Below are 20,765 nucleotides of genomic sequence, written 5' to 3' on the forward strand. Positions count from 1 at the left end.
CGGTATGTTTTATCTGCTCATGATGACAACCATCATTTTTTTGTCAGTCTTATTACGGTAAGTGAGTTGGGCTCGAAATTGTAATCGAATTTCGAGGAGAAGCCCGGGTATGTATGCTCTTGCGGCGATATGCGCAGCGGCTCGTCAAAGGAGTTTTCATCGGTGGCTGCATCGGCTTTAAGTACGATGACACGTCCGGTATGCTCTACGTCGCCGTTTGTAAATGTTATCCGCGCTTTACACTTTTCAGGAGTGGCGTTGACAATCTTAAGTATTACTTCACCCGATGCTTCGTCATATCCGGCTGCATAGAACTTGCGTTCCATAGGCTCGGTCGCGTAGGTCACTTTCAGTTTATTGTCAAGATAGTATTCGGCTTTGCCGTGTCTGAGCACTATGCGAGCCTTGCACCAACGGCCTGAGTCGAGTCTGTCAGGCACAACAAGTGATATCGGCGATGAATTGTCGTCTTCCAGACCCTCTATGGCCGATGCCGTATTGTTCCAGCCTCCCGCGTTAAGCATGTATCCTTTTTTAAGATCGGGCGACTGCAGGCCGAAGAAGCATAAAAAGCCTTCATTACCACCGGTCTTTTTGACCTCAAATTCGATTACGGAGCCGTCCGTTGCCCGGCCGCCTGTCCATATAAGGGCTGTGCGGTTTTCAATGCCTGTCTGTGAGGCAACTCCGTCGCCGCGTGTCCATTGGCCGCGCGGAGTTACCCACTGTGTGTCGTCATTCATGTCGGCTTTTATGACATTGCCGTTTGCGTCGGTCACTTTCAGGTTGCGGAACTGTGTCTGCGTACTCCATGTGCCTAAGCCGATATAGCTGTCGACGCCTATGAGCGGTGCCGAGTCGGCCGACTTTATGTCGGCGTTGACCTTGAGGTTGTAGTCGGGACGGTTTTGGGCAAACATTTTCTGCACGTAGTACGATGACCTGCCCACTACTTGGTCATTGTCAACCCATATAAGGTTTACGGGCCATGCGCGGTCGTTGCGGTTCTCTATTAGCGGTGCGTAAGAAGCCATTTTCACTATATCGCCGTTACGCTCTATGCCTGTGAGGAATGCCGCCTCACTTAGCGCCGCCAACATGTTGCCGCCTCCTACATTCTGGTTACATGAATATTCACCGACATATATGTCGTGTTTCCCGCGCTCGTAGTTGTCTATGAGGCGTGTGGTATTGAAGAAGTGCTTGGGCTCCACATACCAGTGCGGGTCGACCATTTCGATCGTGTCGGCTCCTTCGCTTCCTTCAAGGCCGTAATTGGATATCAGTGTGAGGTCAGGATATTTTTCTTTTATGGCCTTGTAGAACATATTGTAGCGTCGGTCGTATATCGGGCCGAAGTTCTCGTTGCCTATTTCCACGTAGGCGAGCGGGTACGGCTCGGGATGTCCTTCGGCCGCTCTCACGGCGCCCCATCGGCTGTCGGTGTCGCCTATGGCGTATTCTATGGCATCCAATGCATCCTGTATGTAGTACAGCGCTTCCTCGTCGCTACAGTATTCACCTGAGCGACCGTAGCATGCGAGCCCTACATTGCACACATACATGCCTTTGGCTCCGAGGTCCTCGCAGAAGTCGAGAAACTCCTTGTAGCCGAAACCGTAAGTGGTGCGGTAGCCCCATGTGTCATACTCTCCGGGGCGTGATGCCGGATCGCCGAGAGTCTTTTTCCAGTCAAACCGGTTATTGAGCGTTATGCCCTCGACCACGCATCCTCCGGGCCATCTTACGAAGCCGGGGTGCAGCTCTTCGAGCATGAGAGCCACATCTTTGCGCATGCCGTTCTCGCGGCCCTTGTAGGTGTCTTCAGGAAACAGCGACACATAGTCGAAGTAGTAGGTGCCGGCTCCGGGAAGTTCTATTGACAGACGGCCGTCGGAGGTTGTGTCTGATGCTTGGAGCACCGCTTTGTATTCGTGCCATTCCCCGTCGGTGTCGAGTGTCACGGGCACGCTGCCGAGCTCCTCGCCCGAAGCTCCGGTCAGCCTGACAGTCATATCCTTGCCGCCGTCGGCAGTGCGTACATACATGCGCAGACGGTAACGGGCGTCTTTTTGTAATGCAACTCCCCAATAGCCCTTGTTGACAAGCGCCACTCCCTTTCCGGGATTCTTGACAGTCAGGCGCAGGGATGTGGGCGCGGTGGCGAAATTGGGATTGTCCGTAACCGTACGGGCCTCTGCCGCGGCATTGCCACGTTTTATTATCTCCCAGCCCGGAAACGGGTCATCACCCCACCGGTAACTTTTGGTCGTGGGTTCGCCCGTGATATAATTGTCTACCACCGGTGGCACGAGAGCTCCGTTTTCTACATGATAGCCTTCGGGCATCACACGTTCCTCAAAGCTGCGGTTCATGAGCATTTCGCCATACAGCCCTCCGTCGCCGGCATGGTTTATCTCTTCAAAGAAGATACCGTACATGGCAGGCGACACTTCGGCCTGACGCGAGGAAAGGTCTATGTCGAGCACCATGTCCTGACCGCCGGCGCCCTGTGCGGCGACGGCAGTCAGCAAAAACAACCCTATAGTAATATGCTTCATGGCGTTCAGTCAGTTAATTTCTTTTCGATGCGGAATCCGCTGAAACAATGCTCTATATCCACCTCCATGGAAGGCTGGAAATTCATGCGGAAGTCGCACCATCCGGCCGGCTTCTGCGTGGCTACAAGGTCAGCGAACTCGATTCTTACCGTACACCATTCGCCGAACGTGTTGAAACTCTTTTCTGACGACGGATTCCAGCAATACTTATTGGTGTCGTTGACAAATGTGATAAGATAGCCGAAGTCGCCGCAGTCGGGGAACGGAGTGTTCATGTTGGAGCATGTCTCGAATTTAAATACGTAGTCCTCAGGATTGTCGGCTATGTCATCGGCTATTCCGAACCCGGCGCCGAATACCGTGTACCACTCCCATGCGCCGAACGGTTTCTTTATGTAGAAGTATGGTCCGCACAGCAGGGGAGGCTGACCGGCCTCAGGTTGGCTTACCAACACTCCGTCGCCCCAGTACATGCCGGTCCAGTCGGCAAATATAAGGTCGTCTTTGCGGGCATAGGGAACAGTGACGGCTGACTGTCCGTTGACGCCGATCCATTCAAATCTTATGGTCGAGTTCGGTGTCGCGTTTTCTGGTATGGCTATTGTCATTTCGGAGTCGGTGACGTCCTGTACGGCAAGTTCCTCGCCGTTCATGATGACTTTGGAAGTCTCCTTGCGTCCGAACCCGTGCAGGTCGAAGTATGCTCCCGATACTTTGGCAAGCGACCCCGGAAGAGCCATCTCGTTATACAGTCCTTTTATCTGCACGTCAGGTATGATGACCGTGAAGTCATACTCTGTCTTGCCGAGGGCTGTCGTATAATATATCTTGTTGCTTATCACTTCGGGCGCTTTGGCGGGTACTTCGAGCCATGCGCCGGTAGAGGTGGCATAGACGTCATCGACAACTATCTCGATGTCGTTAAGCATTATTTTAGTTATATTACTCAGATTCTTGCCCCGCAGCATTATGAAGCGTCCGAAGTCGGCCGCTTCGAGCGGTTCTGTCAGTTCGGTGTCATTTGCGTCATAGACCCCGGTTATGACGGGCGGTCCGTAAGAGGTCATGCCGTCATCGTAGTTGTCGTTATAGTCGACAATATCGTTGCATGACGCTGTCACCGTCATTATGCCGATGACTGCGCACAAGAGTTTGAAATAGTATCTGTACATTGTATTTGTGCTTGTGGTTAATGATTGTTTTATGACCAGCCCGGGTTGTTGGTGGCTATCGATGTGTTGCTGTCTATCTCCGATACGGGCAACGGCCACAGCAGATGTTTGCTCTCGCGGTATTTATATATGTTGTTCTCATCGTAGCGGGTTTGTGAACCGTCGCTGTTTATGCCGCCGATAGCGTTCATGGCATCGATATATGCCCCAGCGTATGAGGTCCCAGCGTCGGTCGCCCTCCATGGCGAACTCTTTGGCCCGCTCTTCGATGATGGCCGAGCGTAACGCAGCCTGCGATGTAATGGCTCCGTTGCCCGACACGGTGGCTTCGGTGGCATTGCTGCGGCGTCGTACCTCATTAAGACGTGCTACAGCCTCGGCCGAAACGCCCCCGTCAAGCTCGCACTTGGCTTCGGCATATAGTAACAGTACGTCGGCGTAGCGCAGGAAAGGCCAGTAGGCGTCGGTGCGCTCTATTTTCGGATCGGTGACGTCATCGTACTTTGTGGTAAACGCCATGCAGCGGCTTGACCCGAATTCATAACCGTAGCTTACTCCGTCGTTATATGGCGCCACCGGATTATGTACAGTTCCGTCATCATCGGTGTATCCTTTGGCCATGCGTTCATACTCGGTGGTGCCGGGATAGTAGCTGCCGCCGTTCCATGACACGTCATCGGTATAGCGGAAGCGGTGCTTTACGCCCTTGAGCACACGATAGTCGGTCGACTCGAAGAGCTGATACCAGTGCCAGCGGCTTCCTATCCACATACCGCTGCTTACGTTGCCGGCGCCGTCCTGCTGTCCGCTGAAGTAGCGGTGTATGTGGGTGCCGTATTTTTCATCGCCGCTTACCGAGCAGAGCATGAACATGTGCTCGGTCTTGTTGTAGAAGCCGCGCTTCCAAAGGTTGTCGTACGGCAGCAGGCTGTAGTTGCCGTATTGGCCTTCTATTATATTCTCGGCATAAGTGGCGGCTTTAGTATAGCACTCCTGCCAGTCGAAGTCGTATCCTGCCACGGCGGTCTTGGCGAATGTGCGGTTCACGATGCTTGTGGGAGCTTTTACGCCGGAAGCGTCGTAATGATATGCCTCACCGGTCTTTACCGTTATTTCCGTTCCGGCCGGCATTGACGCCGATGCCATTGTAGCGTACACTTTTACCAGAAGCGCTGCGGCCGCGCCTTTTGATGCATGTCCTTCTACAAATTTTGAATCGGTATTGCTGAACAGCAGGTCTATGGCTCCGTGCTCTTCGCCTTCGCCGGCAAGAAGACGTATTATCTCGGCATACACATCTTTGATGGCGGCGCGGGGTTTGTTCAGTGATTCGCCATCGTTCATCACCGCCACGCTCTCTTGTGTCGAGAACAGAGGTATCTCGCCATATGCGCGTGTGAGCATGAAGTAAGAGAATGCTTTGAGAAACCGCATCTCGCCTATGCAGTTGTCTTTGACATCGCTGTCGACGTTTGACATCAGGCTTATATAATGTTCGGAATATGCGGTGCGGAATACGAGGTTATAGAAGCCTTTCCAGAAACTGTCGATAATCTCGTCGCTCTGGAAGTTGCCCGCTCCTACCGATGAGAATGCCCAGTCGGGACCGCTTGTGTAGTCGCAGTCCATCTCAAGTACACGGGGGAAGTAGCTCCAGCGGGCCATATCATCGAGCATTTTGCTGTAAGTGCCTGTCACCCACTGCTGGGCCGCCTCGTTGCTGTCGCCGACCTGACCCGGTTTTACGAAGGCATAAGGCTTTTCTTCCAGAAAATCGGAGCAGGCATAGGCCATAATAAGTGAAAACATGACTACAGCCGCGCGTGCTGTGTGCAGTATGAGATTGTTTGATTTCATCGTGTTGTAGTTTTTAATTTTAGAATGACACATTCAGGCCAACCGAATAGGTGCGGCTTGACGGATATGAGTAGCAGTCTACACCGCGGCGCGATGCGTCGGAGCCAAATGAGTTTACTTCGGGGTCAAACCACCGGTATTTGGTGATTGTAAAAAGGTTGGACGCGCTGGCGTAAAGTTTTATGCCCTTTATGCCTTTTACCGGATTGTTAAGGTTATATCCGATGGTAAGGTCTTTCAGCTTAAGGTAGGAGCCGTCCTCGACATACCGGTCAGAGATTTTCCATTCCCGTTCGTAGCCCTGAACCGGTTTGGGCCACCGGGCGCCTGATGTATTGTCTTTTGACCACCGTTCATTATAGGCGAATACCGGAATGTTGTTGATATTTCCCATCTGAACGTCCATCAGGTTGCCGTTGAATATGTCATTGCCGTAGCTTCCTTGAAAGAAGATGCTGAGGGTGAAGTTTTTCCACTCCAAATTGTTGGTTATGCCGTAGACGAAGTCGGGGTTGGTGTCACCGATTATAGTGCGGTCCGATGCGGTGATGCCGGGCTGTCCGTCGAGGTCGCGGTATTTTATTTCGCCTACCATGGCCAGCCCTTTTTTACGTATGGCCGGATCGGGGTCGGCCATTACCTCGGCGAGATTGTCGTAAAAACCGTCCTCCACGTAGCCGTATATGGCGCCTATGGGGTAGCCGTTGCGCTGTATGAACACTTGGTCGGCCGCGTGCCACAGGCGGGTGGCGTACTGGTCTAACGGAAGTCCTCCGATCTTGTTGCGGTTAAACGATATGTTGGCTTTCATGTTCCACCTTACGGGAGTGTAGGCGAGTATGACGAAACTGCCGCTCAGTTCAAGACCGTCGTTTGTTACGTAGGCGCTGTTGACCATCTTGCGGTTGAAGCCGTTGGACGGGGCTATGATGACTTCCTGAAGCAGATCGCGGGTCTTTTTGCGGTAGTAGTCGGCTGTGAAGTTGATGCGGTTGTTGAGGAAGCTCATGTCGATACCTATGTCAAACTGACGGGTGGTCTCCCAGCGCAGATCGCCTGATGCCGGGCCACGCCACTCGACATTGGCGAACCCGTTTGATAGCGAGCCTCCGAACGGATATTGGGCCGCAAACAGCATGGGCAGTGTGCGGTAGCTGCCTATACTTTGATTGCCGGTCTCGCCATAGCTTAGTCGCAGCTTGAGGTTGCTGAACAGGCCGAGGTCGCGTATGAACTTCTCCTCGCTAAGTCGCCATGCCACGGCCGCCGAGAAGAAATGTGCCCACTTGTTCTTTTCGGTAAATTTGCTCGACCCGTCGGCACGGTATGATGCCGTGAGTATGTAGCGGTCGTTGAATATATAGTTGACGCGTCCGAGAAATGAGGCCATTGTCGACTCGCCACGGTCGCTCTCGAGCTTGCCTTGGTTTTTGCCGAGGCTCATGTCATGATACAGAGTATTGTCGTTGGGAAAGTCGGTGGCTGACATTGACTTGCTGCCCCAGCTTATCTTTTCAGCCGTGAATCCGCCTACAGCGTTGAGGGAGTGCATGCCGAAGCGCTTGTCAAATGTTATGAGCGACTCGCTTGTTATGCTGTTGTACCAGTTGTCGGCTTTTGAGCCTTTGCCGTTTATTCCGAAACTGCCCGATCCTTCCTGAGTCTGACGTCCGTAATATGTGCCACGGTCACGGCCCGAGTAGCTGATACCGATATTCTGGCGAAATTTCAGACAGGGCAGTATGGTGGCCTCAAGGTACGATGAGGTGAATACGTTTACGGCGCGTATGTTGTCGTATGAGTCATTGATGTAGGCGTAGGGGTTGGATGCGAGCCAGTTGTATTCCTCTTCAGGTACGTCGTCCATGTGCAGCGGGTCGTAGTTGGGCGGGAACACGAGGCTGGAGCGTATCACACCGTACTCGTAGGAGTTGGTTCGGGAGAAGTCGGTATCGGTATTTGTGAAGTTGATGTTGGTGCCCATGTCGAGCCAGCTGTTGATCTTGCGTCCCAGCGAGGCGCGTATGGAGTATCGGGTAAAGCCCGACTTCTTTATTATTCCGCGCTGGTTCAGGTAGTTGCCCGAGAATGAATACCATCCTCGGTCTGAACCGCCCGATACCGTGATGTTGTATTCCTGAGAGAATCCGTTCTGATATATGAGGTCCTGCCAGTCCGATCCTCCTACCCATGTCTTGAATCCGTTTTCGTCGGTGTACCATTCGGGATTTAGAAAGTCGTCGGGAGCGGGTGAATACTCGCCTGACAGTATGTTGCCGTCTTCATCCTCCTTGTAGTACCATTGTCCGGGAAACGGCAGGTCGGAGTATGGGCGGTTGTTGTATATGGCGCCGTTTTCCATCTGCTCGTTTCGGTAGCGGGCATAGGTCACCGGGTCAAGTGTCGATACTTTTTTGCCTATTCTAGAGAACGAGAAGTTGGCGGAGAACTCTACGTTGTCATATCCTTTTTCGCCGCGCTTGGTGGTGATGAGGATGACGCCGTTGGCTCCTCGCGAGCCGTATATGGCTGCTGCAGAGGCATCCTTGAGCACCTCAATCGACTCTATGTCGTGAGGGTTGATGAATGCCAGCGGGTTGCTGTTGTTGTTACTGTCGTAGTTGGTTTCGGAGCGGGACGGGTCTGATCCGGTGTCAAACGGTACACCGTCCACTATGTAGAGCGGTTGTGAGCTTGTGCTGAACGAGTTGGCGCCTCGCACCTGAATGCTGATACCGCCGCCGGGCGCACCGTCGTTTTGTGTCACTTCGACACCGGCTATTTTACCCTGAAGTCCGCGGCCGAAGTCGGTCGGATTGCCCTTCATGAGGTCGCTTCCTTTAAGTTGACCTACAGCTCCCGAAAGGTCGCGCTTTTTCATGCTGCCATAGCCTACCACCACTACCTCTTCAAGATTTTCGGTGTTCTCCTGCATCTTGTAGTTGTACACATTGTTCTTGCCGACGGTAAAGGTCAGGGGAGTAAAGCCTACATAGGCCACGCTTACGCTCTGGCCCTCCTTTATCCCGCTAAGGTTGAACTTGCCGTCTATGTCGGTTATTGTGCCTTGCTGTGCTCCATCGGCCATGATTGTGGCTCCGATAAGAGGCTCTCCGTCGGGTCCGGTTATGGTGCCCGATATATTTTTGGGAGCCGTTGCCGGAGTCTTGTCGGCTGTCTTGGCTTCTATGATTATGGACTTTGGCGACACTATGCGGTAACTCACCGCGGTGTTTGCAAAAATTTTATCCAGAATATTTTTTACCGGAGTGTCTTTACATTTGAGGTTGACTTTGGGCAGCTGTTTTAGAAGGGCTGTCTTGTAAGCAAAGCGATAAGAGGTTTGCGACTCAATGGATCGGAGTACTTGCTCGACTGTGGAGTTTTGCGCCTCGATAGTCGCTACCGGTGGTTTGCCTTGTGCGAACATACACAAATCGGCCGTCATAGCGATAATGATAGCTACAATCCAATGTCTGATTTCACATTGCATTTTCATGAGTTGTCTTGTTGGTTTAATAATTGGTTTAGGTTTTGGTTCATTATAGGTATCCCATCGGGAATACTGTTGTTAAGACACGGACCTATGTTTATTATACCAACAAATTTATATGTTTTATAACATATTTTGTGATTCTTGCATATGTGAAATTTACCGTATCGGTTTCAAGAAGCGTTGTCGCGTTTTTATTCTACGGTAGGGTTTGATGTGTCGAAGCCGTATATGTAGCTGAGTGTTTCGAGTGTTTCCGACAAACTTCCGCCCGGTAGGGTTCCGGAGAAGTTTTCGTTGATTTTATTTTTAATCGCGGGATTTAGTTTTACGCCATAATGGTTTTCTATCACGGCCACTATGCTTTCGGGCGATGCATCGTCAAAAATCAGCTCTTTTGCCATCCATTGTGTGCTACCGTCGATAGCGGCGGTGTCTACGCTGAATTTGTCGCTTCCCGGGGTCAGTGTGGCCCGTTCACCGGGTGACAGGGTCACTTTCTCATCCGAGCCTGTAGCGGTAAGGGCTACCTTGCCGCTTTCAAGGGTCAGTGAGGACGGGTGGCCGCTATCGCCGGCTACGATATTGAATTTTGTGCCGAGAACCTCTACGGTCATTTCGGGAGCGAGTATTTCAAACGGGTGGTCGGCATCCTTGGCCACGTCAAAGTATGCCTCACCGTGAAAGGTGACCTGACGGCGCTTTTTCACGCTGAAATCAGCGTGAAACTCCAATCGGCTGTCGCCGTTTAGCGTCACTGCCGTACCGTCGGGCAGTGTCACGGTGGATATTTCGCCTGCGGCCGTGCTTACGGAACACATGGCCGATGAGCCGTCCGGTATGTCACGCCCTGAAAAATAAAGATATGCGGAGGCTATTATGAATATAGGCAGCAGTATGGATGCAGCCGTTAGCGCTATGCGGTAACGGCGTATCTGCCGCGCTTTAAGCTGATCCGTATCTATACGGGAGTCTATTCTCTTTTTTATACGGCGCAGCATATCGTCATCGGTGCACGCGTTGTCGCCTGTGTCTTCACTCAGGTATTGTGCGAGCTCATCGTTGGACGAAGAGTTGATATGACTTTTCAGACGCCTGAGGTCGTCGGGCGTAAGCCGGTCATTTTTCAGTTTGTTAAATAATTCATCCATTGACATGCGATATATTGAATTTTGGTTTCGGACTCCTATATTATTAGACACGTATATTGTCGATAAATACTTTTAAAAACGCGAAAATTATGACAGAGTCATACTTCAACAGAGGCAGCAGGCGCTGACGCAGGGTCTTTAGCCCGCTTGACAGGGCGTTTTTTACGGTCTGTGGACGAAGCTGAAGCCTTCGGGCTATTTCATCGACCGGCATGTTGTACAGACGCGATAGTGTCACTACCGCCATCTGGGTTTTGGGCAGGGAGTTGATGCAGTCCATGACTATATGCTCAAACTCCTTGTACTCAATGGCTGACGAGCCCGATGCTTCCTGTGCGTGCTCATCCCGTATGGCCACATAGTCTTCGTAAAGTGGCGAATTGACCTTCGCTCTGTATATGTTGATTATGCGGTTGCGGGCGGCGGTGTATAAAAACGGTTTTACGCTTGTGGTGTTTTTCAGCTTGTTACGATTGTTCCACAGCGCTATGAATACATCCTGCACTATGTCCTCGGCATCTTCGGCCGAGTTAAGGTACTTCATACAAAACGACATTATGCGTCCGGCATACAGGCCGTAGAGCCTGTCAAATGCATGGCGGTCGCCCGCGTTCAGATGCTTTATGAGGTCTTGTTCCATTGTCTGCTCGGTTGTTGGCGCCGCAAATTTAAGAATAAATACCGTTACGAGACAATATTGTATTGTGTAAAACCGATACTATCTTTATTTAATCAAAAACCGCATGATGATTGTTATACAAGAGTATAACGTATGTATTGTCATGAAGCTTTCGACGAGGGATACACGATATATAAAGACGGTGCTGTATGTGATGGTGTTTTTGCTGTCGCTCGGTCTTATCGTTTACATATCCATCGATACTTTCACCGGCGTGGACTTCCTGAAAAACGAAAGTTATATGCGTTTTCAGCTCTTGGTATGTGTGGTGTTTATGACCGACTTTTTTATAGAGTTGTTTATGGCTGATGACAAATGGCGATACATGCGTCAGCGCTGGTTTTTCTTCATGGTGTCGATACCGTATCTCAACATTATAAGCCTGTGGCATATTGATTTTTCGAGGGAGGTGTTGTATTTCCTGCGTTTTGTGCCGCTGGTGCGCGGGGCGCTCGCTTTGTCGATAGTGATAGGCTACATGACGTCCAATAGATTGTCGTCGCTGTTGTTTTCTTATCTGGCCATAATGTTGTCAGTGATTTATTTCGCGAGCCTGATATTTCTTGAAAAGGAGCAGCCGGTCAACAATATGGTGCCTGACTACGGGGCCGCTCTATGGTGGGCGTGTATGAACGCTACAACTATAGGGTGTGACATATACCCGGTGACAGTAGCGGGCAAGATACTTGCCGTGATACTTGCCGGTATGGGTATGATGATGTTTCCGCTTTTTACGGTGTATATAACCGGATTGGTACAGCGTTACAACAGCCGGCGCGGCACGACTATGTTCAGTGCTCCGCTTAAAGTGAAGAGGTCTGACACCGGTGATTATAAAGGTGCGACATGAGAATCGACCCGGTAAATGAAGATTATTGGGCTAAAAATGTTAAATTTGCAGTTTAAAAGATAATTATGGGAAGACTTGTAGCAATAGTCGGACGCCCGAATGTGGGTAAATCGACGCTTTTCAACCGACTGACACAGACACGCACGGCGATTGTCGACGATACAGCCGGTACTACCCGTGACCGTCAGTACGGCAAGGTAGACTGGTGCGGGAAGGAATTTTCGATTGTCGATACCGGCGGATGGGTCGTAAATTCGGAGGATATCTTTGAAAGCGAGATCAACAAGCAGGTGTATCTTGCCATCGAAGAGGCCGACGTCATACTTTTTGTGGTCGACGCCATGAACGGAGTCACCGACCTCGACGATCATGTGGCCAACATACTTCGCCGTTCCAAGAAGCCGGTGATACTTGTGGCCAACAAGACCGATGCCGGGGAGTCGCGCTTCAATGTTCCCGAATTTTATTCGCTGGGCCTCGGCGAGCCATACTCGATATCGTCGGCCAACGGGTCGGGTACGGGTGAATTGCTCGACGAGATAGTCAAGGACCTGCCCGAGGATGACTCCCAAGAGCAGGAACTGGAGAAGATACCTAAATTCGCTATCGTGGGGCGCCCTAATGCGGGAAAGTCATCGATTATAAACTCGTTTATAGGCGAGGACCGCAATATTGTGACTAATATAGCCGGCACTACCCGCGACTCCATATACACGCGCTACAATAAATTCGGCTTCGACTTCTACCTTGTCGACACTGCCGGCATACGTAAGAAGAACAAAGTCAACGAAGACATAGAGTACTACTCCGTGATACGCTCCATAAGGGCTATCGAGGCGTCGGATGTATGTATACTCATGGTTGACGCCACGCTCGGCATAGAGAGTCAGGATGTAAGCATATTCTCGCTTATTCAGCGCAACAAGAAAGGGCTTGTGGTGTGTGTCAACAAATGGGACCTTGTCAAGGACAAGTCGCAGGAGGCCATACGCCATTTCGAGGCGGCTATACGCAACCGCTTCGCTCCGTTCACCGATTTTCCCATCATTTTCGGCTCGGCGCTTACCAAGCAGAGGATATTCAAGGTTATCGAGACTGCTGTGGACGTGTATAAAAACCGTGAACGCATAATACCCACCTCGCAGCTCAACGTGTACATGCAGGAGGTGATAGGCGCTTATCCTCCCCCGGCCAATAAAGGCAAATACATCAAGATTAAATATGTGACCATGCTAAAGGAGTCACCAATTCCCACATTTATATTTTTCTGTAACCTCCCCCAGTGGGTCAAAGAACCCTATCGACGTTATCTGGAAAACAAGATTCGAGAGAAATGGGACTTTACAGGTACGCCGATCAACGTTTACATGCGTGAGAAGTAGGTCGTAAAAACAAAAAAACAGAAAAATGAAGACATTTGAAGAATTGGGAGTGCGCGGTGATCTGCGCAAGGCCATTGAAGAGATGGGTTTTGAACACCCCATGCCGGTACAGGAAAAGGTTATACCTCATTTGCTTAATGAGGACGGTGATGTGGTGGCGCTTGCCCAGACAGGTACGGGTAAGACGGCCGCTTTCGGATTGCCGGTGCTGCAGCGCCTTAATCCCTCGGCCAATGTGCCTCAGGCGCTGATCATCGCTCCCACAAGAGAGTTGTGCCTGCAGATAGGCAGTGACTTGGCCGACTTTTCCAAGTACATGCCGGCTGTAAGGGTGCTGCCTGTATACGGAGGATCGAGCATTGAGAGCCAGATACGCAGTCTCCGACAGGGCGTTCAGGTCATTGTGGCCACGCCCGGACGTCTGCTCGACCTTATGAAACGCGGAGTTGTGGATCTTTCCAACGTGCATACCGTTATTCTCGATGAGGCTGACGAAATGCTGAACATGGGCTTTATCGATGATATAAACGATATACTCTCACATGTGCCCGATGACCGCAAGATGCTGCTGTTCTCGGCTACGATGCCCAATGAAATCGCCAAGATTGCCAAGCGATACATGCATGACCCGCAGGAGTTTGTGGTGGGAGAGAAAAATACCGGATCGGAGAATGTAAGACACGTGTATTATATGGTTCACGCGCGCGACAAGTATCTTGCGCTTAAGCGCATTGCCGATGATACCCCCAATATATACGGCATCATCTTCTGCCGCACCCGTAAGGATACTCAGGAGATTGCCGACCGGCTTATACAGGACGGATACAACGCCGACTCGCTGCACGGAGAATTGTCGCAGGCACAGCGCGATCAGGTGATGAAGAAATTTCGTGACGGGGTGCTGTCGCTGCTTGTGGCTACCGATGTGGCTGCACGCGGTCTTGACGTGAGCAATCTTACCCATGTCATAAACTACGGACTTCCTGATGACATAGCCACCTATACCCACCGCTCCGGCCGTACGGGCCGAGCAGGTAAAACCGGCATATCGGTGGCCATTATTCATTCGCGAGAGCGCAATAAGTTGCGTGACATAGAGAAGAAGATAGGCAAGACCTTTGAACGCAAGGAGGTGCCTACCCCTGAGCATATCATAGAGAAACAGTTGTATAATCTTGCTGACCGCATAGAGCGCGTAAAGGTCGACGATGAGGAGATAGCGAAGTATATACCCGGTGTAAGCCGAAAACTGTGCTGGTTGTCGCAGGAGGACCTGCTTAAGCGCGTGGTGTCGCTTGAATTCAACCGCCTGCTTGAGTATTATAAAGATGCTCCGGTCATAGATTTTATCGACGAAAAAACCAAAAAGGAGAAGAAAGAGCCGGCGCGTCCGCGCACCGCGGCAGAAAAGGACCGCCGTACTGCCGACCGCGGAATGGCGCGTATATATGTCAACGCCGGTAAGAACGACGGCTTTTATGCCGGAAATCTTATAGATATACTTAACCATGCCATACACGGAGCGCGAGTCGATGTAGGACGTATAGACCTCATGCCGGGCTATTCGCTTTTTGACGTGAAAAAGTCCGATGCTCGCAGGGTAGTGGACGGCATGACAGGCCTCGATTTTGTCGGACATAAACTTTACGCCGAGATAGCCGATCCGGAGAAAGATTATTCGCGGGCTTCACGGCGCAAACGCGACTCGAAAGAGGATAAGAACGGAGGAAGTTTTGATAAATTCATTAAAAAAGGAAAGAAAGGTTCCCGTAAACACTGACAATTATGAAAAGATTGATAAATATAGCCGTTGTCATGGTTATGTCGTTGGCCGGAATGCAGAATGCATCGGCACGGCTTACGGCTGCAGGCGCTTTTGCCGATGCTCCGGCACCGTTGTTTCCGTTGCTTGACAAGAACGCACGTCTTGACATGATCGATTACTTCAACAGCGGCTCGGCCACTCCTACACAGAATGCCCTGCAGGGCAAGTCGCGTGTGACCGCATTGACGCCGGATGACATAAAGATAGCCATGACCGACGCGTCATCCTATCAGATATCCATACTGCCTTATGGTAATGACTCGATAATTGCGGTCATACAGACTGTGGCGGCTCCGGCTCATGACAGCCATATATCGTTTTACAATCGTCGCTGGGAGAAGATGTCGGCCCCTCTGTTCAAGGCTCCGGACCTTGACGCATGGCTTACTTCCGACGGCGATAAGGATGCATCCAATGTCGCTGCTCTCATACCGTTTATGCTTGCAAAGTATGATTACGATAATGCTACTGCCGTGCTTACTCTGACCAACAATCTTCAGGAATTTCTGTCGCCCGATGTCTACAAGATGGTGTCGGCCTCAATACACCCCGTACTTAAGTATCGCTGGACGGGAAAGATGATGGAGCCGATGGGTAAGTAACCGTCTTTTCTGCTGTTGATGGAGTCGCTGACACTGCTGCAACTTAACAAACGCATAGCGTCGCTCGTTATGACGGGTGCCACACAGAATGTGTGGATTACCGCCGAATTGAGCGACGTCATTGTACGTGGCGGACATTGCTATATGGAATTGCTTCAGAAGGACTCCGCAAGCGGTGCTACTGTGGCGAAAGCGCGCGGTGCCATATGGGCCAACAGGTTTGTAGACATACGCCAGCGTTTTCTGACCGCTACCGGGCAGGATTTTCGTACCGGACTTAAAGTGATGCTTTGTGCATCGGTGTCCATGCATCCGGTCTATGGTATGTCGCTGGTCATAAATGCCGTGAATCCGGAATACACGATGGGCGACATAGTGCGTCGCCGCAACGAGATGATTGCACGGCTGAAGAGCGAGGGTATAATCAATATGAACCGTGAGCTGCCTTGGCCCGTGCCGTCATTGCGTATAGCCGTTATATCGGCCGAAGGAGCGGCGGGCTACGGCGATTTTATGAAGCAGCTGACTGATAATGCTTTGCGTCTTCGTTTTGTGACAAAACTTTTTCCGGCAATGATGCAGGGCGACCGTGTGGTACCTACAGTCATAGCCGCGCTGGGCGATATTGCTGCGTCGCAAGATGACTGGGACTGCGTGGTTATAATACGCGGCGGAGGCGCCACAAGTGATCTTCTGGGCTTTGAGAATTATGAACTTGCGGCCAATGTGGCGCAATTTCCGCTTCCTGTCATCGTGGGCATAGGTCACGAACGCGATGTGACGATACTCGACTATGTGGCCGGGGTGAGGGTGAAAACACCTACGGCAGCTGCGGAGTGGTTGATTGAGCGGGGCAAAAACGAGCTGGAACGTCTTGGAGTTATCGGCAGGGAGATTGTAAGACTTGCCGGTGACAGGCTCTCGGGTGCCAAGGAGCAGCTCGGACGTATTGAAGGTGCGTTGCCTTCGCTGCCTTCGGCTGTCGTTGACCGACAGCGGGGTAAACTCGACCGTTGCATGATGTGGGTAGGGCAGCTTTCGGACCGTCGTATACGTCCTCAGCTTTCGCGGCTTGATACCGTAGCCTCGTCATTGCCGGTTGTGCTCGCTGCCGTGATGGAACGACGCTGTGCGCGGTTGCAGTCGCTCGGCGAGATGCTCGACATGCTGTCGCCAGAGGCAACTCTGCGGCGCGGATATTCTGTGACGCGTTACAACGGGCATGCCGTGACCGATGCCGCGGAAGTGCCGGCCGGTGCTGTGCTTGAGACTATGGTGGCATCCGGAACAATCGTGTCGGTAAAACAATAACAATACATTAGTAATAAATATGGTGGAAACTCCCGAATTTGTGCCTGTCAAGGAATTGTCCTACAATCAGGCCATAGCTGAACTTGAAGATATAATGAAGCGCATGCAGAGCGACGCTCTTGATATTGACCTGCTGGCATGCTATACAAGGCGTGCCACAGAATTGCTCGCCGAGTGTCGCAGCCGTCTGACCGCTACCGACGAGGAGCTTCGCTCGATTCTCGATACCTCTAATTGAACGCGTGCGGACTTTTATCCGCACGTGCCGAAAGCTTGTATTTTGGAAAATATTATGTAGCCGCGTGATTTTATCCGCGGCTTTCTGTTGTTGTGCGAGGATGGATTTATTTAACTAAATTTATTTTGTTTATTGTGTATAAATATGTAATTTCGTTGCGCCATGAAACTTTATTGTTTCGTTTTGATAAGTCTATACTGAACCAACAGAAAGTAACCTGAAATGACACTATATAATCATATACGATATGTACTGCTGGCTGCGTTAGTTGTGTTTGTTTCACTGCAGACAGCTGCTTTTCGGCAGTGCGACAATCTTATGGGCCGCGTTACGGTTGACGGGAAGCCCCGCAATGGAGTGGTGGTCAGCGACGGCATTAATGTCACCGTTACCGATGCTGACGGGTATTACAGCATGCTTACTGATGGTCGTCAGCATGTGTTTCTATCGGTTCCGTCCGATTGCAAAGTGCCTGTTGATGCCAATGGCGCTCCGGCATTTTACCAGACTATAACATACGGCCCGGATGCCGTGGCCCGTCACGACTTCTCGCTGACATCAGTACCCGAGAAAAAAGAGTGGACACTTCTTGCCATGGCCGACCCGCAGGTAGCAGTAGGCGATACCTGCGACTTCGAGCGTTATATAATGCCGCCGCTGATGGAGTTTGTGGCTACGCTCGGTGACGACGTCTACGGCATAACACTTGGCGATCTGGTCTGGAACACACCTTCGCTGTTGGGCTACTATAAGAAGCGTATAGGGTCTACAGGCGTGCCGGTATTTGCCGTGATAGGCAATCATGATCATAACGAGCATGTGAAGGATGACAAGAAGAGCGACCGTGATTTCAGAGACGTTTTTGGCCCTACATATTACTCGGTCAATATAGGCGACTGTCATCTTGTGGTGCTTGACGATATCTATTACAGGGCAGAGAAAGGACGTAACGACTATTCCGACTATGTGACTCCGCAGCAGCTTGTGTGGCTGGAGAAGGATCTGAGTTATGTGCCGAAGGACAAGATGATAATAATCGGAGTTCATATACCTACCGCCCGCCGCAACGTTCCCGGTCATGTGTCAAGCAACAAGCCCTTGTATGACCTCGTGCGCGGTTTCAAGGATGTACAGATACTTTCCGGACACAGTCACTATAACTTTACTACCACGATAGCGCCCAATATTACCGAAACTACGTTTGGCTCGGTCATGGGGGCTTTCTGGTATCCTTTGTGTCATGACGGCTCGCCTCGAGGATATGCGGCTCTTAAATTCAAGGGCAACAGGCTCGTTGATAAATATTATGTAGGAGCGGGCTGTGACCGTGACTACCAGATGAAAATTTATCCACCGGAGGACGCCGTGTTGTGGAACCCACGCCGAAAGCAGGGCGAACCGTATGACAGTATTCTCGTCAATATATTCTGCTGGCATGATAATTGGACTGTCGAGGTCAGCGAGGACGGCCGGCGATGGAAGCGCCTGCCCGATGAGGCGCGGCTGATTCCCGAGAAGTCCGGGGGGAAGTGCTGGGACCCCGACGTGCGCAAATCGCTTGTAAAAGGCCGCATTCCGGCCAATCATGGAGGTGCCCGTCCTACCGACCCCAATGACCATATGTTTCTTTATAAACCCTCTGACGGATGGCGCATGGTAAGCTTCAGGGCTACCGATCCATTCGGCAATGTATATGTGTCTACATTAAATAATAAATCAATATAAAAAAATCAGTTGTTATGGTAAAACATTTATTTTTAGGCTTGGCGATGGCTTGTGTGGCCCTTTCGGCAACGGCTGCAAAACCAGAGGTGATAGCCCATCGCGGATATTGGAAGACCGACGGCTCTGCACAGAATTCTATACGTGCGTTGGTAAAGGCCGACTCGATACACTGCTTCGCTTCGGAATTTGATGTGTGGATGACTGCCGACAGCGTTCTTGTCGTGAATCATGATGCCGATGTCAACGGAGTGCATATTGAAACATCCTCCTCGAAAAAGGTGCTTGCGCAAAAACTTGCCAACGGAGAGAATGTGCCTACGCTTGAAGCGTATCTCGCCAAGGCGTCCAAACTGAATACCCGCATAGTGTGTGAGCTTAAAACCCATGACAGCCGTTCTATGGAGCGTGCCGCAGCCAAGGCCATACTTGCGCTTGTGAAAAAATACGGTCTCGGTGATAAAGTCGATTACATAGTGTTTTCCAAGGATGCCTTCACGTATTTCGTCAAACATGCTCCCAAAGGCACTGGTGTATACTATCTTAATGGCGATTATATACCCTCGCAGGTCAAAGCTATGGGTGGTGCCGGTATCGACTATTCAATCAAGGTCATGAAGAAGCATCCCGAATGGATAGCACAGTGTCATGATCTGGGGCTGCTTGTCAACGTGTGGACGGTAAATGCTCCCGAAGATATGAAGTGGTGCATAGACCGCGGTGTGGATTTTATAACTACCAACGAGCCTGAGCTGCTTCAGAAAATGCTGAAGGGCTGTGATGGAGAATGTAAGAAATAGATGTTCTTTTTTATTACAGATTAGGGATTAGGATGTGTTAGGTTTGAGATTGAGATTGCGGTCTCGACGTTTTTGTGTGCCGCAATCTCAATCTTTGTTTATTTATCAATAATTTGGTTTTTATGATGTCTCGGCTTTTTATGTTTGCGGCCTTTATTTTTGCCGCTTCTGCATTATATGCTTCCGATGCCCCTGTCAAATATAAGATGGATTATTGCGATACGGTGCGTACCTACAGTATGTATCTGCCCGACTGTATAGGAGAGGGTGCTCCGCTTGTGATCTATACCCACGGTTACGGGTCAAAGACCCGATGGCGACGCGACATGAATGCCGTGGCCGACAGTTGCGGCTTTGCCGTGTGTTATCCCGACGGTATGCCCGACTCGCGTGGCAAGGACGGCTGGAAGGTAGGCTATCCGCCTCAGGAGAGTATGGTTATAGACGAGGCCGACTTTTTCCGTCATCTTCTCGACGAGGTTACATCTAAGTTCAATCTTAGCCGCGAAAATGTGTTTATGGCCGGTATGTCCAATGGAGGCGACCTATGCTATCAGCTTGCTTATACCGCTCCATCGCTGTTTCGGGCCTACGGTTCTGTCGCCGGGCTGACATTTGAGTGGCTGTACAATAACCATTCGTTGTCTTTGCCTGTGCCGTTTCTTGAAATTCACGGCAATGCCGATAAGACCTCCATGTGGCAGGGCGACCACCTTAACACGGGAGGCTGGGGTGCATATATACCAGTGCCTCTCGCCGTGGCGGCCGTGGCAGCCAGCAACCGTTGCACGACCATGTCGGTTGATACGTTTCCAACAATGAGAGACCCTGAACGGATTGTTACACGTACTGTATATGGCGACTCTCCTTCGGGCTGCGACGTCGTTGTTTACGAAATTGAAGGCGGCAAGCATTCTTGGGCTGACAAAGATGTCGCCACTGCCAGAATTCTTTGGGATTTCTTCTCCCGTTATCTCAGATAGACTTTTGTGCTCTATGTTCTGATGCTTTAGGAAGCGTAGGCATAAATCCACGTATGCAAATTAACTTTTATTTTTTTGTAGTGTCTATATGAATATGTAGCTATTGATATGAAATAATTGTAAATTTGCATCCATACTG

At 50.8% G+C, this 20,765-nt stretch carries 16 protein-coding genes; 9 read left to right on the forward strand and 7 right to left on the reverse strand.

Annotation, left to right across the window (positions count from 1 at the left end):
- Positions 1–32: 32 nt before the first annotated feature.
- The 7 genes from FW767_RS04270 to FW767_RS04295 form a co-directional block, all read right to left on the reverse strand.
- Complete coding sequence (locus tag FW767_RS04270; RefSeq protein WP_150980367.1) at positions 33–2,561, reverse strand: alpha-L-arabinofuranosidase C-terminal domain-containing protein; 2,529 nt, start codon at positions 2,559–2,561, stop codon at positions 33–35.
- Between the two features lie 5 nt (positions 2,562–2,566).
- A complete protein-coding gene (locus FW767_RS04275) occupies positions 2,567–3,733 on the reverse strand; it encodes a glycan-binding surface protein (protein ID WP_147438721.1) in 1,167 nt (388 codons plus the stop codon).
- Positions 3,734–3,762: 29 nt separating this feature from the next.
- A complete protein-coding gene (locus FW767_RS13310) occupies positions 3,763–3,924 on the reverse strand; it encodes a RagB/SusD family nutrient uptake outer membrane protein (protein ID WP_235898033.1) in 162 nt (53 codons plus the stop codon).
- Positions 3,872–5,590: a RagB/SusD family nutrient uptake outer membrane protein gene (locus tag FW767_RS04280; RefSeq protein ID WP_235898035.1), complete on the reverse strand. Its 1,719-nt coding sequence runs from the start codon at positions 5,588–5,590 to the stop codon at positions 3,872–3,874. The genes FW767_RS13310 and FW767_RS04280 overlap by 53 nt, the downstream gene beginning before the upstream one ends.
- Positions 5,591–5,609: 19 nt before the next feature.
- Positions 5,610–9,089, reverse strand: a complete 3,480-nt coding sequence (locus FW767_RS04285; RefSeq protein WP_235898040.1) for a TonB-dependent receptor — start codon at positions 9,087–9,089, stop codon at positions 5,610–5,612.
- Positions 9,090–9,277: 188 nt separating this feature from the next.
- The gene (locus tag FW767_RS04290; protein ID WP_205523805.1) at positions 9,278–10,234 is read right to left on the reverse strand and encodes a FecR family protein; all 957 of its coding nucleotides are present in this window, start codon (positions 10,232–10,234) and stop codon (positions 9,278–9,280) included.
- A gap of 43 nt (positions 10,235–10,277) precedes the next feature.
- Positions 10,278–10,874, reverse strand: coding sequence for an RNA polymerase sigma factor (locus tag FW767_RS04295; RefSeq protein WP_121698642.1), 597 nt, complete (start codon positions 10,872–10,874; stop codon positions 10,278–10,280).
- A 142-nt stretch (positions 10,875–11,016) separates the two neighbouring features.
- On the opposite strand from FW767_RS04295, the gene FW767_RS04300 reads away from it, so the two are divergent.
- The 9 genes from FW767_RS04300 to FW767_RS04340 all read left to right on the forward strand — a co-directional run bounded on the left by FW767_RS04300 (position 11,017) and on the right by FW767_RS04340 (position 20,626).
- On the forward strand, positions 11,017–11,763 hold the full coding sequence (locus tag FW767_RS04300; RefSeq protein WP_121698643.1) for a potassium channel family protein: 747 nt from the start codon (positions 11,017–11,019) through the stop codon (positions 11,761–11,763).
- A 65-nt stretch (positions 11,764–11,828) separates the two neighbouring features.
- Complete coding sequence (gene der / locus FW767_RS04305) at positions 11,829–13,145, forward strand: ribosome biogenesis GTPase Der (protein ID WP_121698644.1); 1,317 nt, start codon at positions 11,829–11,831, stop codon at positions 13,143–13,145.
- 25 nt (positions 13,146–13,170) lie between these two features.
- Positions 13,171–14,925: a DEAD/DEAH box helicase gene (locus tag FW767_RS04310; RefSeq protein WP_121698645.1), complete on the forward strand. Its 1,755-nt coding sequence runs from the start codon at positions 13,171–13,173 to the stop codon at positions 14,923–14,925.
- A gap of 5 nt (positions 14,926–14,930) precedes the next feature.
- The gene (locus FW767_RS04315) at positions 14,931–15,572 is read left to right on the forward strand and encodes a DUF3256 family protein (RefSeq protein WP_121698646.1); all 642 of its coding nucleotides are present in this window, start codon (positions 14,931–14,933) and stop codon (positions 15,570–15,572) included.
- An 18-nt stretch (positions 15,573–15,590) separates the two neighbouring features.
- Entirely contained in the window at positions 15,591–16,883 is a 1,293-nt protein-coding gene (gene xseA, locus FW767_RS04320; RefSeq protein ID WP_121698647.1) for an exodeoxyribonuclease VII large subunit, read from the forward strand.
- Between the two features lie 19 nt (positions 16,884–16,902).
- A complete protein-coding gene (gene xseB / locus FW767_RS04325; protein ID WP_121698648.1) occupies positions 16,903–17,121 on the forward strand; it encodes an exodeoxyribonuclease VII small subunit in 219 nt (72 codons plus the stop codon).
- 222 nt (positions 17,122–17,343) lie between these two features.
- Complete coding sequence (locus tag FW767_RS04330; RefSeq protein ID WP_121698649.1) at positions 17,344–18,846, forward strand: calcineurin-like phosphoesterase C-terminal domain-containing protein; 1,503 nt, start codon at positions 17,344–17,346, stop codon at positions 18,844–18,846.
- A 14-nt stretch (positions 18,847–18,860) separates the two neighbouring features.
- Entirely contained in the window at positions 18,861–19,643 is a 783-nt protein-coding gene (locus FW767_RS04335) for a glycerophosphodiester phosphodiesterase family protein (protein ID WP_235898041.1), read from the forward strand.
- A gap of 122 nt (positions 19,644–19,765) precedes the next feature.
- The gene (locus tag FW767_RS04340) at positions 19,766–20,626 is read left to right on the forward strand and encodes an alpha/beta hydrolase family esterase (protein WP_121698651.1); all 861 of its coding nucleotides are present in this window, start codon (positions 19,766–19,768) and stop codon (positions 20,624–20,626) included.
- The last annotated feature ends 139 nt before the right edge of the window (positions 20,627–20,765 follow it).

Origin of the sequence: Heminiphilus faecis, assembly GCF_008728965.1 — a bacterium.
In the GTDB taxonomy this organism is placed as follows: domain Bacteria; phylum Bacteroidota; class Bacteroidia; order Bacteroidales; family Muribaculaceae; genus Muribaculum; species Muribaculum faecis.